The 14153-nt window shown below is 58.9% G+C and carries 13 protein-coding genes; 5 read left to right on the top strand and 8 right to left on the bottom strand.

All coding sequences use genetic code 11. The features are described 5' to 3' along the window. The first annotated feature begins 5 nt into the window (after nucleotides 1-5). The gene (locus tag FB556_RS00325) at nucleotides 6-329 is read left to right on the top strand and encodes a DUF4229 domain-containing protein (protein WP_170200303.1); all 324 of its coding nucleotides are present in this window, start codon (nucleotides 6-8) and stop codon (nucleotides 327-329) included. On the opposite strand, the gene FB556_RS00320 is transcribed toward FB556_RS00325, so the two are convergent. The 3 genes from FB556_RS00320 to FB556_RS00310 are packed head-to-tail and all read right to left on the bottom strand — an operon-like array spanning nucleotide 279 to nucleotide 3168. Beyond that, on the bottom strand, nucleotides 279-1148 hold the full coding sequence (locus FB556_RS00320) for a 1,4-dihydroxy-2-naphthoate polyprenyltransferase (protein ID WP_141863695.1): 870 nt from the start codon (nucleotides 1146-1148) through the stop codon (nucleotides 279-281). The genes FB556_RS00325 and FB556_RS00320 overlap by 51 nt on opposite strands. Before the next feature lie 2 nt (nucleotides 1149-1150). Next, a complete protein-coding gene (locus FB556_RS00315; RefSeq protein ID WP_141863693.1) occupies nucleotides 1151-2215 on the bottom strand; it encodes an AMP-binding protein in 1065 nt (354 codons plus the stop codon). Continuing rightward, the gene (locus FB556_RS00310; RefSeq protein WP_141863691.1) at nucleotides 2215-3168 is read right to left on the bottom strand and encodes a 1,4-dihydroxy-2-naphthoyl-CoA synthase; all 954 of its coding nucleotides are present in this window, start codon (nucleotides 3166-3168) and stop codon (nucleotides 2215-2217) included. The genes FB556_RS00315 and FB556_RS00310 overlap by 1 nt, the downstream gene beginning before the upstream one ends. 18 nt (nucleotides 3169-3186) lie before the next feature. Between FB556_RS00310 and FB556_RS00305 the strand changes: the two genes are divergently transcribed. Together FB556_RS00305 and FB556_RS00300 are read left to right on the top strand one after the other, a co-directional pair. Beyond that, entirely contained in the window at nucleotides 3187-3882 is a 696-nt protein-coding gene (locus tag FB556_RS00305) for a tyrosine-protein phosphatase (RefSeq protein ID WP_141863689.1), read from the top strand. Nucleotides 3883-4011: 129 nt separating this feature from the next. Next, nucleotides 4012-5427, top strand: coding sequence for an HNH endonuclease (locus FB556_RS00300; protein ID WP_141863687.1), 1416 nt, complete (start codon nucleotides 4012-4014; stop codon nucleotides 5425-5427). Between the two features lie 124 nt (nucleotides 5428-5551). Here FB556_RS00300 and FB556_RS00295 read toward each other — a convergent pair whose 3' ends face one another. From FB556_RS00295 to FB556_RS00280, 4 genes are read right to left on the bottom strand one after another with little or no spacing between them, the layout of a single operon-like run. Beyond that, on the bottom strand, nucleotides 5552-6514 hold the full coding sequence (locus FB556_RS00295) for a diaminopimelate dehydrogenase (protein WP_141863686.1): 963 nt from the start codon (nucleotides 6512-6514) through the stop codon (nucleotides 5552-5554). Further along, nucleotides 6511-8688, bottom strand: a complete 2178-nt coding sequence (locus FB556_RS00290) for a S9 family peptidase (protein ID WP_141863684.1) — start codon at nucleotides 8686-8688, stop codon at nucleotides 6511-6513. Before FB556_RS00290 ends, FB556_RS00295 begins: the two co-directional genes overlap by 4 nt. 18 nt (nucleotides 8689-8706) lie before the next feature. After that, nucleotides 8707-10176: an NCS2 family permease gene (locus FB556_RS00285; RefSeq protein ID WP_141863682.1), complete on the bottom strand. Its 1470-nt coding sequence runs from the start codon at nucleotides 10174-10176 to the stop codon at nucleotides 8707-8709. Between the two features lie 33 nt (nucleotides 10177-10209). After that, on the bottom strand, nucleotides 10210-11181 hold the full coding sequence (locus FB556_RS00280) for a phosphatase PAP2 family protein (RefSeq protein ID WP_141863680.1): 972 nt from the start codon (nucleotides 11179-11181) through the stop codon (nucleotides 10210-10212). Between the two features lie 18 nt (nucleotides 11182-11199). Here FB556_RS00280 and FB556_RS00275 point away from each other — a divergent pair, with 18 nt between their 5' ends. Together FB556_RS00275 and menD are read left to right on the top strand one after the other, a co-directional pair. After that, nucleotides 11200-12210, top strand: a complete 1011-nt coding sequence (locus FB556_RS00275; RefSeq protein WP_141863678.1) for an o-succinylbenzoate synthase — start codon at nucleotides 11200-11202, stop codon at nucleotides 12208-12210. Between the two features lie 10 nt (nucleotides 12211-12220). Beyond that, nucleotides 12221-13987 (top strand): 2-succinyl-5-enolpyruvyl-6-hydroxy-3-cyclohexene-1-carboxylic-acid synthase, encoded by a 1767-nt coding sequence (gene menD, locus FB556_RS00270; RefSeq protein ID WP_246057124.1) that lies wholly within the window; start codon nucleotides 12221-12223, stop codon nucleotides 13985-13987. Here menD and FB556_RS13580 read toward each other — a convergent pair. After that, entirely contained in the window at nucleotides 13984-14136 is a 153-nt protein-coding gene (locus tag FB556_RS13580) for a hypothetical protein (protein ID WP_246057123.1), read from the bottom strand. The two genes, menD and FB556_RS13580, sit on opposite strands and share 4 nt — an antisense overlap. Nucleotides 14137-14153 lie beyond the last annotated feature (17 nt).

The raw sequence follows: 14153 nt of genomic DNA, 5'->3' as shown, positions 1-14153 counted from the left end.
CGCACATGAAATTTTGGATCTACACCGCTCTGCGGTTTGTGTTATTTGGGGTCGGTTTTTTCCTGACCATCTTCCTCACCGACAACGTGTTCTACGCGGTGCTGGTCGGGCTGGTCGTCGGATTCGCCCTGACGTACCTCTTTACCCCAAAACTGCGCCAACAAGCGTCCGAAGACCTGATGCGCGCTTTGGATTCGCGCAAACGCAATAAGACCGCCGTGGATGACGCCGATGCCGAAGACGCCTACACTCAGGGCCGCTTCGTTGATCCGCAGGACCTACAAGGCAACGCCAAGGGTGAACAAAACGGCGTAGAGGATACCAAATAAACCGGTCATTTTCAGTACCGGAATCAGCTCACCGCGTTCTTGTGCCTCCAGCATGATCAGCGAAGGACGCAGCGATACGACCAGCAGGACCAGCATCAGCCACATCCCCGGATACTCGCGAACAAAAAATAGTGGGGCAGCGACGGCCACGGCGAGCATGATCGGATATGACCAGCGGGCTTTAGTATCGCCCAGACGCACGGCCAAGGTGCGTTTTCCGGCTTCGACATCGGTGGGGATGTCGCGCACGTTATTGGCCATCAGCAAGGCAGTGGAGACCAGTCCGGTTCCGATGGCCCCCACCCAGGCCACATCGGAGAGCTGCTCGGCCTGGGTGTACGTGGTACCCAACACGGCCACCAGTCCGAAGAAGATGAACACGAAAATCTCGCCTAATCCCATGTAGCCATAAGGATTCTTACCACCCGTGTAGAACCACGCCGCGACGATCGAGGCCAGTCCCACCAGGAGCAGCCACCAGGCGTTCGCCCAGATCGCCAGTGCCAACCCGGCCAGTGCTGCGATCCCATAGAACGTAAACGCCATATTGCGTACCGTGGCCGGGGCCGCGGCTCCCGAACCGGTGAGTCGAAACGGACCGACCCGGTCGTCGTCGGTGCCGCGAATGCCATCTGAGTAGTCGTTGGAATAGTTCACCCCGATCTGCAGAGCCAGCGCCACGATCAACGCCAGCAGCGCCTTGCCCAGATGCAAACTGCCAAGTTCTGCTGCAGCGGCGGACCCCACCACGACCGGTGCAATAGCCATGGGCAGGGTACGGAGGCGGGCGGCTGCCACCCACTGGGAAAACGAAGCCAATTTTATTCCTTTATTAACCATTTGGTGAGCGTGATACGATCCGGTTTGCCGTTTTCTAACATGGGCAACGTTTCGAGTCGCAACCATGTTTTCGGTACTGCTGGTGCGCCCAGCGCACTGCGCACCGCATCGGCCAGGATCTCCTCAGACGTGTCACCGGTGACGACGGCGGCCACTCGATCGCCCCATTCGTCATCTGGGACCCCGGTGACAAACGCTTCGGGGACCCAGCGTTGTAGTACTTGCTGTATTTTAGCCGCCGAAACTTTAATGCCCCCGGTGTTGATGACGTCATCTAATCTGCCGTGGATTTCTACAACCCCGTTGTTCACGGCCCCATAGTCATCCGTCAAATACGCGCCGTCGTGGAAATGGGTGGCGGTCATTTCAGGGTCATCGAAATACCCAGCGGCGACCATCGGTCCGGTAATGCGCAACCGGCCAACCCCGTTGTACTGGACGGTGTCCACGGTGACACCGGGTAGGGGGATGCCATCATAGACGCACCCTCCACAAGTTTCCGACATGCCGTAGGTCCGGTAGAGGTTGAGACCGTAGCGGTTTGCGGTCTCGGTGATGCGTTGCGGGATCGCTGCCCCGCCCACCAGGATGGCGGAGAAGGATTGCAGCGCTATGATTGCGGCGTTGTCGTCTAGCAGGCGCAGCATTTGGGTGGGCACCAGAGATACCGCGGTGAACTCATGGTCCAGTTGGTTGGTGCCGGCGACAAATTCTGCCGGGGTGAACCCGGGATCGATCGTGACCGGTACGGTCCCGGCCTGAACCGAGCGTGACACCACGGCCAACCCCGCAACGTATTGGGTGCCCACGGCTAACAGCCACTGGCCCTGACCACCGATGCGCTGGGCGGTGGCCTCAGCCGAGGCTGCCAGGGCTGAGGCAGTCAGGAGGGTTTGTTTGGGGGTGCCAGTAGATCCGGAGGTTCGCACGACGGCGATCGCATCCGGGTGGCCGCGGTGTTCATCCGTAATTTCGGGACGTTCGATGACGCCGTGTGCGGTCGCCTCGAACGGTATGCCGTGTTGCAGCGCGTGATAAACATCCATTAGAAGTAATACGGGAAGTTCGTCCAGTCAGGATCGCGTTTTTCGAGAAATGCATCGCGTCCTTCGACGGCTTCATCGGTCATATAACCCATCCGGGTTGCTTCACCGGCGAACACTTGTTGGCCGGCCATGCCATCATCCGCGAGGTTGAAGGCAAATTTCAGCATCCGGATCGCCTGCGGTGACTGCGCGTTAATATCTGCTGCGTATTCCAGGGCCACGTTTTCAAGATCTTCGTGATTGACGGATTCGTTGATTGCGTTCATGGCCAGCATGTCGTCGGCCGAGTACTCGCGGGCAGTGAAGAAGATTTCGCGGGCGCGTTTTTGTCCGACGTGCCGGGCGAGCAGTGCGGAACCGTACCCGGCGTCAAAGGAGCCCACGGTCGCATCGGTTTGTTTGAATTTGCCGTGCTGCTTTGAGGCCAGCGTCAGGTCGGCGACCACGTGTAACGAGTGTCCGCCACCGGCGGCCCAGCCGTTGACCACGGCGATGACCACCTTCGGGCTGGTGCGCATCAGGCGCTGGACTTCAAGAATATGCAGCCGGCCCGCACGTGCCGGATCCACGGATTCGACGGTCTCGCCGTCGGCATACCGGTAGCCGTCACGACCGCGAATCCGCTGGTCACCACCAGAACAGAAAGAGTGGCCGCCGTCCTTGGGGGAGGGGCCATTGCCGGTGAGTAACACCGTGCCGACGTCGGAGGTCATCCGGGCGTGATCCAGTGCGCGGTAGAGCTCATCGACCGTGCCGGGGCGAAACGCGTTACGCACCTCAGGCCGGTCAAAGGCGATGCGCACGGTGCCCAGGTCGCGCACCCAGTTGCCGTCGGTATCGCGCTCGACTTGGCGGTGATAAGTAATGTCTGCAAAATCGAAGCCCTGGACTTCACGCCAGTGGCTGGGCTCAAAGATATCGGAAACTTTTTCAGGAACAGGGTAGTTACTCACATCGCCTAGTCTATACCTATGGTCTCTTCTACAACTCAGTATCTGCATCCAGCTGATTGGTCTGGAGCCCGCAATGCGTGGCAAGTCAGACCACATTTGTGGCGCATGGGCCGTGCCGAGTGGGTTGATGCTACCGGTTGGCAACAAATGCTCGACGACGGCGTTGCCACCGTCATTGACGTGCGCACCCCACCTGAGATTAAGCGCCGCGAGCTGGACCCAGAAGCGACCGTGCCTCAACAAATCCAACGCCTCCACCTGCCCGTGGAAGACGTTGACCATGAGCCCTTCTGGCAGCGCAACGCTCCCTACCCGATGCATCCTGATGCTTATGCCGACACGATGGAAACCTTTGGGGATCGTGTGGCGCAGGCCATTGCCACCGTTCGAGACTCGTGGCTGGGTGGCGGAACAGTCCTGCACTGCACAGCCGGACGCGATCGCACCGGTCTGGTACTGGGGCTGTTGTTACAGATTCCTGATATCCCCGGTGGCACGGCAGACTGGGGCGAACACGAACGAGTCTATGCCTCCGGCGCCTACGGCATCAATGAACACCACCGCACCAGTCCGGTGCCACATCCTTACGAATCATATTTACCTCCTGGCGACTTCGCCAAAGAACTGGCGAACCGTCTGACCAGCTACCGACGTTTTCTCCAGCAATGGCCGGGTGAGCGGGTGTTGGAATTACTCGATCGACACGGCCACTAGATCTTCTCAACATACTCACAGTGCCGCCCACCACTGGGGAGTCTGGGGCCAATTGTGGAAAACACGAAGTTATCCACAAACCGAGATCACGTCGGTTGGGGCGTCGATACCCGACGTTACTGTGATGGTATGACGACACTTCCTGTTGAAACGAATCCGGTCACCGCTCTGGGTGACTGGATGGCCGCGCGCCCGGTGGCAAAAACCGAACAGGAACATATTGAGCGAATTCAGGAGTATCAACGGCTCCGAGGCCAAAGCGATGCTGCCATGGCTGTTGAAGCTGCTGAACTAGAACGCAAACGCATCGCTGCAGAGAAAGCACAACAGATCCCGAAAGCGGACCGTGGCAAAGGCCTAGCCGGAGAAATCGCGCTAGCTCGGACCGAATCGCCTGCAAAAGGCAAACAATTCTTAGACCTTGCTCGGACACTTGATCACGACTTACCCCACACCAAGGCGGCCTTGACCGCAGGTAAGATTCGGGAAGAACACGCCCAAAGTATTGCCAAAGCCACCGAAGTGTTGTCCTCCAAGCATCGTCGCAAAGTCGATTCAGCACTCAAAGACCGATTGGGTGTGGCCGGACCGAAAGACCTGGGCAAACAAGCTCGAGCCTATGCACAATCCCTCGAGCCCTCAGCGGCTGCCACCCGACATCGTAAAGCCAACGATTCCCGCCGCGTAGCCACCCATCCTGCAGGCGACGGCATGGCCTTTTTCACCGCGTATGGTCCAGCCCCTGTCATTCAAAACATGATGAATGCTGTGGAGTCGAAAGCCAAGACTATTATGAACTCGGGGCACTCTAAGGATGCGAACGGTCAGAAGCGTACGCGCGATCAGGTCATGTTTGATGTCCTTGCTCAATGGTGCACCGGCAAGGCAAATCCCATGGCCGCTTCCAAAGTCGATCTCGTGGTCCTGATGACGCCGCAAACTCTCTTGGGACAATCCCATACGGCAGCCTGGTTGGCAGGACATGGCCCGATTCCTGCACACATCGCACGCCAATGGTTGGCTGACGAGGATCTGCACGTCCTTTTGCGGCGGCTATTTACCGATCCCACAGCAACACAGCTGCTGGGAATGGAATCTCGAGGTCGGAATTTTCCTGCTGGATTGCGCAAAATGATGTTGATGCGAGACAACGGATGTCGCAACCCATTTTGTGAAGCGACCATGAAAGATGGCGACCATATCGAAGGCCATGCCAAGGGCGGCAAGACGGCGCTGAATAATGGCTCTGGACTATGCGGCTATTGCAACCAACTCAAGGAAAACCGGGGATGGAAACATACCGGAGATGCTCAGTCGCTCACGGTGACGACACCGACCGGACATGAATACACTAAACCCCCGGCGCCGCTGTTACCAGGACAAGAGTTTGAAGTAGAACCGCTTGCTGCCCCTGTACCAGAAGGACCACCGACCCAGGGTGCTCCGCGGCCAGGGTCGATACCTAAACGGCCGCCAAAAACTCAACCAGAACCATATAGACGCAAATCGCACCGGATTGCGATTACCCAGTATCTGCGGTGCTGACCCTCGACGGCGTCTGTCATCGCAGGAGCTGGCAGCCGGTGCAATATCTACCGGGCAGTTAAAGGGTTAAATGCTGTGGCGTGGCCAAAGCATTGTTTGGCCACGCCACACATTGGAATTTGCGTTAGATGATTTCGGATTCCAACAGGTCTTCGAGTGACTGTGGGCTGAGCAAATACAGCGGTACTTCCAATACGGTGTAGGCACCGGACTGGCCTTGTGCTTTCAACCGTGCTGCTGCACGTCCAAAAGCGACCATGGCCGCTGCGGTGAAGTTCGGGTTCGACTCCAGATCTAAGCTGAACTCCACGCTGGCGTTGTGTCCTTGGAGGTTCCCGGTCGTGATGACGTAGCCACCATGGGGAGCACCTTGATGATCACGTTCGAACTCGTCTTCAGAGATGAAGTGAACAGTGGTGGTGTACGGTTCGAAGTAGGCCGGCATGGTCACGATTTCTTGGCGGATGCGTTCGTGGTCAACCTCGTCTGCCACGACATACACGATACGGTCATGAGCCTCGGTCTTCGATAGATCTTGACCATTGCCCGCACGTGCCTGATCGATCGCATCCTGTGCCGGGATCGTATACTGGACCCCTCGCTTGACGCCCTCCACCTGACGTACTGCATCGGAGTGACCTTGCGATAGGCCTTTGCCCCAGAACGTGTTCTGTACGGGTTCGGGGAAGAGACTCAGACCCAGCACCCGGTTCATTGAGAACAGGCCTGGATCCCAACCGGTAGAGATCACTGCGACGTTGTTATTCGCGCGCGCAACTTTATCCATCGCGGCACGATGCTCGGCAACTTTTGAGTGATTGTCGTAGGTATCCACGGTCGTGAAGTGTTCTGCAAACCCCGTAGCTTGTTCCGGAATATCGGTTGCAGAACCAACACACAGGAACATCACGTCGATGTCGTCTTTGTAGTTGGCAGCATCCTCGACCGGATAAACGGCGGCGTCGGTATCTAGTGTTTCCCGGCGTGAGAAGATGCCGAAGAGTTCAAAATCGTCAAGGGAGTTGATGAGGTATTCAACCCCTTGGCCGAGGTTTCCGTAGCCAACGATTCCAGCTTTGATGGTCATGAGTTCTCCTGGTTGAAGACGCGTTCTTGGGCATTGAGAGCGGTGAGGATGAAAGCGAAATCCCAGGCCCGGTCTTCCCAGGCGCGGTATCGGCCAGAGGCGCCACCGTGACCGCCATCCATCTCAGTTTTCAATACGATCGGTGAACCACCTTCGGCTAAGGAGGTGTTTTGATCATATGTGGTGTTGGCACGCAATTTCTGCACCCATTTTGCCGGCTCGACATATAGCACTCGAGTGTCATGCAGAGAGGTCACCGCCGCGATGGCCGGATACTGGGTGGAGGCCACGTTGTGGTACGGAGTGTAGTCGAGCATGTAATCGAAGACTTCCTTATCCTCAATTGGGTTGCCCCACTCCTCCCACTCCAGTGCGGTTAGCGGCAGATCGGGGTTTAGAATCGAGGTCAACGCATCCACGAAGGGCACTTGCGCTACGCACACCCGGTACAGTTCGGGTGCCATATTCAATACCGCACCCATCAACAGGCCGCCGGCCGAGCCGCCCATCGCGGCAATGCGGTCAGGGTGCACCCAACCGGATGACGCAACAAATCGCGTGGCGTCGACAAAGTCGGTAAAGGAGTTCTTCTTGGCCAGTTTTTTCCCGTTTTCATACCAGGTACGACCCAGCTCGCCGCCACCGCGCACATGCGCGACGACGTAAATCACGCCGCGATCTAATAGCGACAAGCGCGACGGCCCAAATCCGGGATCCATCGACATCTCATAGGACCCGTATCCGTAGATCAACGCCGGGTTGTCGCCATTCCACTCCACATCTTTATGACGAATAACGGTCAACGGGATGGCGACGCTGCGGTCGGTGGATTCGGCTGGCGCCCACCAGCGCTCGACCAAATATTGTGCGGGATCATAACCGGGAACTTCAGTCTGCCGGCGTAGTTTCGAGGAATTCGTTGCGGGATCGTAGTCCAGCACCTGCGACGGGGTAATCCAGGAGGTGTACCCCAGGCGGATATATGGCGAATCGATGTGCTGGCCTATCGGGGCCGCAGAGTAGAGTTCCTCGGGGAACGCAGGCTCGATGACGTCGGCCTGGTTTTCGGTGCCAATGTCTTCAAGCGGCATGAACCACATGCGCGGCGTGGTCTCAGAGCGCACTGCGGCAAACAGGTACTCGCGGGTCACGCCTACGCCGTCGAGCTTGACGGTTGCCGAGTGCTCAAACACCGTGCGCCAGGCCGAGCGATCTGTGACTTTGTCGGCGTCAACAATGGAAACCTGGTTATTGGGCAGCGGCGTGCCATCAGCGGCACGATTATGCGTGATGAGGTACTGATCGCCCACGGGCACCACATCGTGCAGCGAGCGCTCGTCGCGGCTGATCACTAGTTCTAAGGGCGCGGCAATCTGTGTCAAATCCAAGATGTGGGTTTCGGTGACCTCCGAGTTCCCCAGCTCCAACAGGAGCTTGGTTTTGTCAGGGCTCAGCCCGAAACCGCCCCACATCTGGGGGTCGTCTTCTTGATGGATGACGGCGTCGAAATTGGTATCAGTGCCCAGGCGGTGGGAACGCAAGCGGTAGGGGCGCCAGGCTTCGTCGGGCTCCATGTAGAACAGGCGAGAGCCGGAAGGATCAAAAGCGATGCCATAGGACAATCCGGAAATTTCATCGGGGAGTTGTTCACCGTCGCGCAGATCGCGAACACGCAGGGTGAAACGCTCGTCGCCGGTTTCATCGACCAGATACGCCAGCAGGTTGCCATCGGGGGAGACTGTCATCCCACCCAGCGAGAAGAATGCTACTTTTTCGGCCTCGACGTTACCGTCCAGGATGACTTGTTCACCCTCTAACGGCACACCACGTTGAATTTGTGGCGGCTCCCAGGAGTCGTGTTCTACCGGTACTCGACAGTGCACCGCGTACTGTGCACCTTCTTCGGTGCGGGTGAAGTACCACCAGTCATCAATGCGTGAGGGCACCGACATGTCGGTTTCCACGGTGTGTGATTTAATCTCGGCAAAGATCGTCTCACGCAACGGCTGCTGGTCGGCAGTGACGGCGTCGGTGTAGGCGTTCTCGGCCTCTAGGTGCGCAATGACCGCGGGGTCGTCAGGGTCTTTGAGCCAGTCCCATTCATCGACCAGGTCCACGCCGTGATAGCGGGCGGTGACCGGTTTTCTTTGAGCTTTTGGAGGGGTAGAAGTCATGGTCTCCACTATAGGGAACTACAGTCCCAGCATGCCCTGGAATACGCCCATTCCGAAATAGAACACAAATGCTACGGCCACGACCCACAGCAGCGGGTGGACTTCGCGTCCGCGGCCTTGACCGGTGCGAATCACGGCATAAGCAATGATTCCGGCGCCAATGCCGTTGACGATCGAGTAGGTAAAGGGCATCAGGGCGAAGGTAATAAATGCGGGGATGGAGGCGCCGACGTCGTTCCAATCAATTTGGCGGACCTGGGAAACCATCATGAACCCGACAATCACTAGAGCCGGGGCTACGGCTTCGAAGGGGACCAGGTAGATCAGCGGGGTGAGGAACATCGCGGCCAAGAACAGCACCCCGGTGACAATCGAGGCGAATCCGGTGCGGGCGCCTTCGCCAATGCCGGTGCCGGATTCAACGAAAATCTGGGTCGACGACGCCGAGCCGGCGCCCCCGGCGGTGACACCCAGCGCGTCAACCAGCAGCACCCGGTCGAGGTTTGGGATATTGCCGACGTCGTCCACGTTGCCGGCTTCGCGGGCCAGGCCGACTGATGTGCCCATCGCGTCGAAGAAGACTGACAGCAGGATCGCGAAGACCAAGAGTGAGGCGGCGATCGAACCGATGGAGCTAAATGCACCAAACGAGAAGTTGCCCAGCAGGCTGAGGTCCGGTGCGCTCCAGCCGGGCATCGAGGGAGCAACTAAGCTCCAACCTTCGGGATTGACATTATCGGCGGCATCAATCGAAGGCCCAATGTCAAAGACGGCCTCGAAGACGTTGGCTAACACGGTGGACACGACAATTCCGATGAGAATCGCGCCGCGCACCTGACGCACAACGAGAATTGCGGTCACGGCCAACCCGATGACAAATACTAAGACTGGCCAGCCTGACAACTCCCCGCCAACGCCGAGTCCCAATGGGACGGTGGTGCCGGCTTCATCGGGAACGCGACGCACAAATCCTGCATTGACTAAGCCGATGAGGGTAATGAAAAAGCCAATGCCAACGACGATGCCGGTCTTGATGGCATCCGGGACGGCGCGGAAGACCGCGGTTCGAAAGCCAGTCAAGACCAGCAGGATCATGACCAGTCCTGCGATAACGACCAGGCCCATGACTTCGGGCCAGGTTAGGTCCGGGGTGGTGGCGATGGTGATGGCCAGCAGAGCGTTGACACCCAGTCCGGCGGCCAGACCGAAGGGGTGGTTGGCCCACAGTCCCATCAGGAAGGTGATGATGGCGGCGATCAGTGCAGTTGCAGCTGCGACCGCGGAGATCCCCAGAGTGTTACCGGAACCATCTGGTCCGGACAGGACAAGCGGGTTGAGCACAATGATGTAGCTCATGGCGAGGAAGGTCGCGAGCCCGCCGCGAACTTCGGCACCGATCGTTGAACCGCGTTGGGAAATTTTGAAGAACTTGTCGAGTTTATTTTTGGGTTCGACGTCCCGGTGATTCACTGTGCGCAACGTTGACATGGAAATATCCTAGAACGTTTTTCTACCTCGAGGTTAACGCACACCATAGCGGCGGTCGCGAGCGGCCTCACGGCCGGCTTCCCAGCGGAAGAAACTGGTCAACAGCGCGCAGACCAGACAGGCCGCACCACCAATGAGCGTCGTGCCAAACATAAACCAGCGCAGCGATGGGGTGACCTGGTCGAAATGGGTTGGCAACTCGCCAAGCCCGAGAAATAACATGCCCACCGAACCACCGACCCCGACGACGGCCAACAGCCATAACAGGATTTCGCTGAGTGAGGCGTGCTTGGCGCGAGAGCGGGCAGAAATGACGTTGTAGTCGGCAGACACTCTGTAGATGATGAAGCCACCGATCAGCGTCCATAACCCAACGACGAGGTAGGCGGCCACAATGTCAGCTGGCCGGTGCCAGCCGTCGAAAAAGGTTGCCACGCCTACGGTGGCCGAGAAAATCATGCCGACCAGTCCCACCGTCGAACGCCAGCGGGGAGCGACCAATAAGAACACCGCAGCAAAGGTTGCGGTGGCAAATGTCACATGACCGGAGGGTAAGGAATTGCCCGTGTAGTACGGCACGCCGTTGGCCAGTTCGGGGCGATCGAGTAGCACTTTCAGCATCTGGGTCGTGAAATTGGCGGCGGCAAACGTCAGCGCTACGATCAGCGAGGCGGCCCATCGTCGTCGCCACAATGTGAGTACTAAGAACCCGGCTGCGGAAATTGCTGCGACAACGATCGGCAGGTCAGCCAACAGGCTCACCGAGGCCGCATGCAGTGATTGGAGCCGGACCTCTGCCGAAGCCAGCGCGGCATGATCCAAGATTTGTCCCTGAGATGAGACCACAAAGACCCGATAGGTTGCCACGAACCCTGCGATCATGACAGCTGCTAGTACCAGCCAGGCCCATATTCTGGACCCGGGCGCGCGAATAATCCGGCGCTCCGGTTGGGAGGCCGGCAGATTATCCTCCGGCAGGTGATGGACAGGGTCGGAATACATCATTGAGCCTAGACTAACTACATGGTCGACAACTCACACATCTTACCGCTAAATGCTGACGTTGCTCTGGACGAATTAGCCACAAACGCCGTGGCGATCGGGTTGCCCATGAACACGACTTTTCGCAACACCACCCTGCGGGAAGTCATGCTCATCAAAGGGCCCCGCGGCTGGGCTGAGTTCTCACCATTTCCTGAATATGGCCCCGACGAATCCGCCAGGTGGTTATCTGCGAGCATCGAAGCCGGGTGGCACGGTTGGCCCGAACCTGTCCGCGATACGGTTCCGGTCAATGCGACGGTGCCGGCGGTTGCTGTCGACGATGTTGAGTCGGTGTTAGCTAAATTCGGACCGGTCCCAGCGGTGAAAGTCAAAGTCGCCGAAGGTGATCTCGCAACAGACATTGCCCGGGTCAAGCGGGTGCATGAACTATTGCCCGATGCCGATATTCGCATCGACGCCAACGCGGGATACACGCATCAGGAAGCTGTCGAAGTTATTACTGCACTGCCGTTTCTGCGCTACGCCGAACAGCCAGTGCCCGGTATCGAACCTCTAGCTCGGCTGCGTGCCGCCTTGCGCGCAGCGGGCAGTACGGTGTTGATCGCTGCTGACGAAGCAGTCCGCAAGGAAACCGACCCATTGGCCGTTGCCCAAGCCAATGCTGCTGATCTGATTGTGGTCAAGGTGCAACCGCTGGGCGGGGTGCGCCGGGCGCTGTCCATCGTCGAACAGGCAGGCCTAGACGCCGTTGTGTCCTCGGCTCTGGATTCCTCAGTCGGGATTGCCGCAGGGGTCGCGCTCGCCGCCGCACTGCCACGCCTGGAACATGCCTGCGGTCTGGCCACCGCAGCTTTATTTGCTACGGAACCTGCCAAGCCCGCGCTCCCGGTGGACGGTGTGCTCACCCCCGGGCCGGCGCCGGTCCCTGATCCACAAGTGCTCAAACAGTTGAAACTGCCCGCCGACCGGCAACGCTGGTGGCAGAAGCGATTGGCAACGGCGCACGGAGTGTTAGTGCAGAACGCGTAGGATGGAGCGCATGGATTCCATGGATACCGCACGAGCCATCATCACCGCACTGCGCGATTCCGGGGTGCAACACGTTGTCATCGGGCCAGGCTCGCGCTCGGCACCACTCGTGTACGCACTGGCTGAAACCGCCGATCCTGAAACGATGCGATTACACGTCCGCATTGATGAACGCTCTGCGGCATTTACCGCGCTGGGTATCGCTCTGGCCTCCGGCCACCCCGCAGCCGTGGTCACGACGTCGGGCACCGCCGCCGGCAACCTGTTACCCGCGATGATGGAAGCCGCGCACGCCGATATCCGCCTGGTCGCCGTCACCGCCGACCGTCCAACGGAAGTCCAATTTACCGGCGCAAATCAAACCACCGATCAGCGCAATATCTTTGGCGTGCACGCCCGCACCTCCATTACCGTCACCGGCGACGCCGCAGACTATGCAAAAACCCACGCCTCGGTCATGGGCGCACTGGCCGTGGGAGCCGGCACCGCAAGCTCACCAACCGGTCCGGTACACATCAACGTGCGGTTCCGTGAACCGCTCATCCCGCAGCCCGATGCGCTCGCCGTCGTCCCCGACGCAGAAACCGGCGTGCTGCCCGTATTACACCCCGCACCGGGCCAACCGCGTTTTACCGTTGATAAGCGCTGGCGCGAGCGCGGGCAGTCGTATCACGACCAGTTAGTAGGCATCTCGAATCTGCGGGAACGTCACACCGTAGTCGTTGCGGGGCATGGTGCCGGTCCGATCGCTCACGACTTCGCGTTGGCCCTGGGGCTGCCGTTATTCGCCGAACCGTCCTCCAATGCGCGGTTTTCACGCAACGCTATTGCCGCCTACCCGTATCTGTTGGGACCCGAAGGTGGGGTCGGCGAGCAGGCCCACCGGCTAGGCAAGCACATCCGTCGCATCGTGCTCTTTGGGCGTCCCACGTTGTCGCGCCAACTTCAGGCGTTACTGAAACGTGATGACATCAAGTCCGCGCTGTACCATCCACGTCCGGTCGGTTGGTTCTCACCCGGTGCGCGCAAAGAACAGTTGGTCGCCGATCTACAAGAGCTTGCCGAGTTTGCCGGCAGCGGTCCTCCAGGATGGCTTGGTTCCTGGCAGTCTGCCGCCCAGCGCGCCCAACGTGCCCTAGAGCAGGCCTTGTCACAACGACAACACGTGGTGGGTAAGCCGGGGGCCATGCGCACCGCCCAATTAGTGTCGGCGACCGCACTCGGTCAACTCGTGCTGGGATCCTCGTCGGTGATTCGCGACGTCGATCTGGCCTGGCGGCCACCGTCCGAGGCGACCTCAACGGTTTTTGCCCACCGCGGGCTGGCCGGCATTGACGGTACGATCTCGACGGCGACCGGCATCAGTCTGGCAACGAATCAACGCACTACCCTGATGGTCGGAGACCTCACGTTTCTTTATGACACCAACGGGCTGTTGATCGGTCCCACAGAACAAGAACCCAATCTCGATATCGTCGTGATCAATGATTCCGGTGGCGCTATTTTCCACGGGCTCGAACACGGTGAAGTGGCCACTCGCCCCGGTATGTCATCGGTGGTCGAACGCTTTTTCGGTACACCCCACACCGTTGACATCGGGGCGGTGTGCGCCGCGCACGGTATCAAACACGAGCGACTCACCTCGGAACAACAACTGATCCACGTCCTTGGAGACCCATCCCAGGGACGTCGTGTTCTGGAGGTTATTTCGGATCGCAGCCAGCGGCCCGAGGTACATGCAGCAGTTCAAGCCGCCGTGCGCGCCACATTCGTTTAGCGGCCGTCGACATAGCACTCCGCCTGCGATCCCCGGCGTTGGATGATGAGAAAATCGTGCGGGCGCTGCATGAACAGCTGGTAGTTCACGATAGTTTCGAGTTTCTTCTGGCTCAGGGATCGTGGGATGAAATCCTTGAAACTATCCAAGGCGAACCACGCGGTAA

It is taken from the genome of Enteractinococcus coprophilus (genome assembly GCF_006716305.1).
GTDB lineage: Bacteria > Actinomycetota > Actinomycetes > Actinomycetales > Micrococcaceae > Yaniella > Yaniella coprophila.
The sequence above is the reverse complement of the archived record's forward strand: the minus strand, read 5'-3'. Positions and strand labels throughout refer to the sequence as shown.

Coding starts and splice junctions, on each gene's coding strand:
- FB556_RS00325 (WP_170200303.1), top strand. CDS start 6: ATGAAATTTTGGATCTACACCGCTCTGCGGTTTGTGTTATTTGGGGTC.
- menD (WP_246057124.1), top strand. CDS start 12,221: ATGGATTCCATGGATACCGCACGAGCCATCATCACCGCACTGCGCGAT.
- FB556_RS00280 (WP_141863680.1), bottom strand. CDS start 11,181: ATGATGTATTCCGACCCTGTCCATCACCTGCCGGAGGATAATCTGCCG.
- FB556_RS00315 (WP_141863693.1), bottom strand. CDS start 2,215: ATGGATGTTTATCACGCGCTGCAACACGGCATACCGTTCGAGGCGACC.
- FB556_RS00275 (WP_141863678.1), top strand. CDS start 11,200: ATGGTCGACAACTCACACATCTTACCGCTAAATGCTGACGTTGCTCTG.
- FB556_RS00290 (WP_141863684.1), bottom strand. CDS start 8,688: ATGACTTCTACCCCTCCAAAAGCTCAAAGAAAACCGGTCACCGCCCGC.
- FB556_RS00305 (WP_141863689.1), top strand. CDS start 3,187: ATGGTCTCTTCTACAACTCAGTATCTGCATCCAGCTGATTGGTCTGGA.
- FB556_RS00285 (WP_141863682.1), bottom strand. CDS start 10,176: ATGTCAACGTTGCGCACAGTGAATCACCGGGACGTCGAACCCAAAAAT.
- FB556_RS00300 (WP_141863687.1), top strand. CDS start 4,012: ATGACGACACTTCCTGTTGAAACGAATCCGGTCACCGCTCTGGGTGAC.
- FB556_RS00295 (WP_141863686.1), bottom strand. CDS start 6,514: ATGACCATCAAAGCTGGAATCGTTGGCTACGGAAACCTCGGCCAAGGG.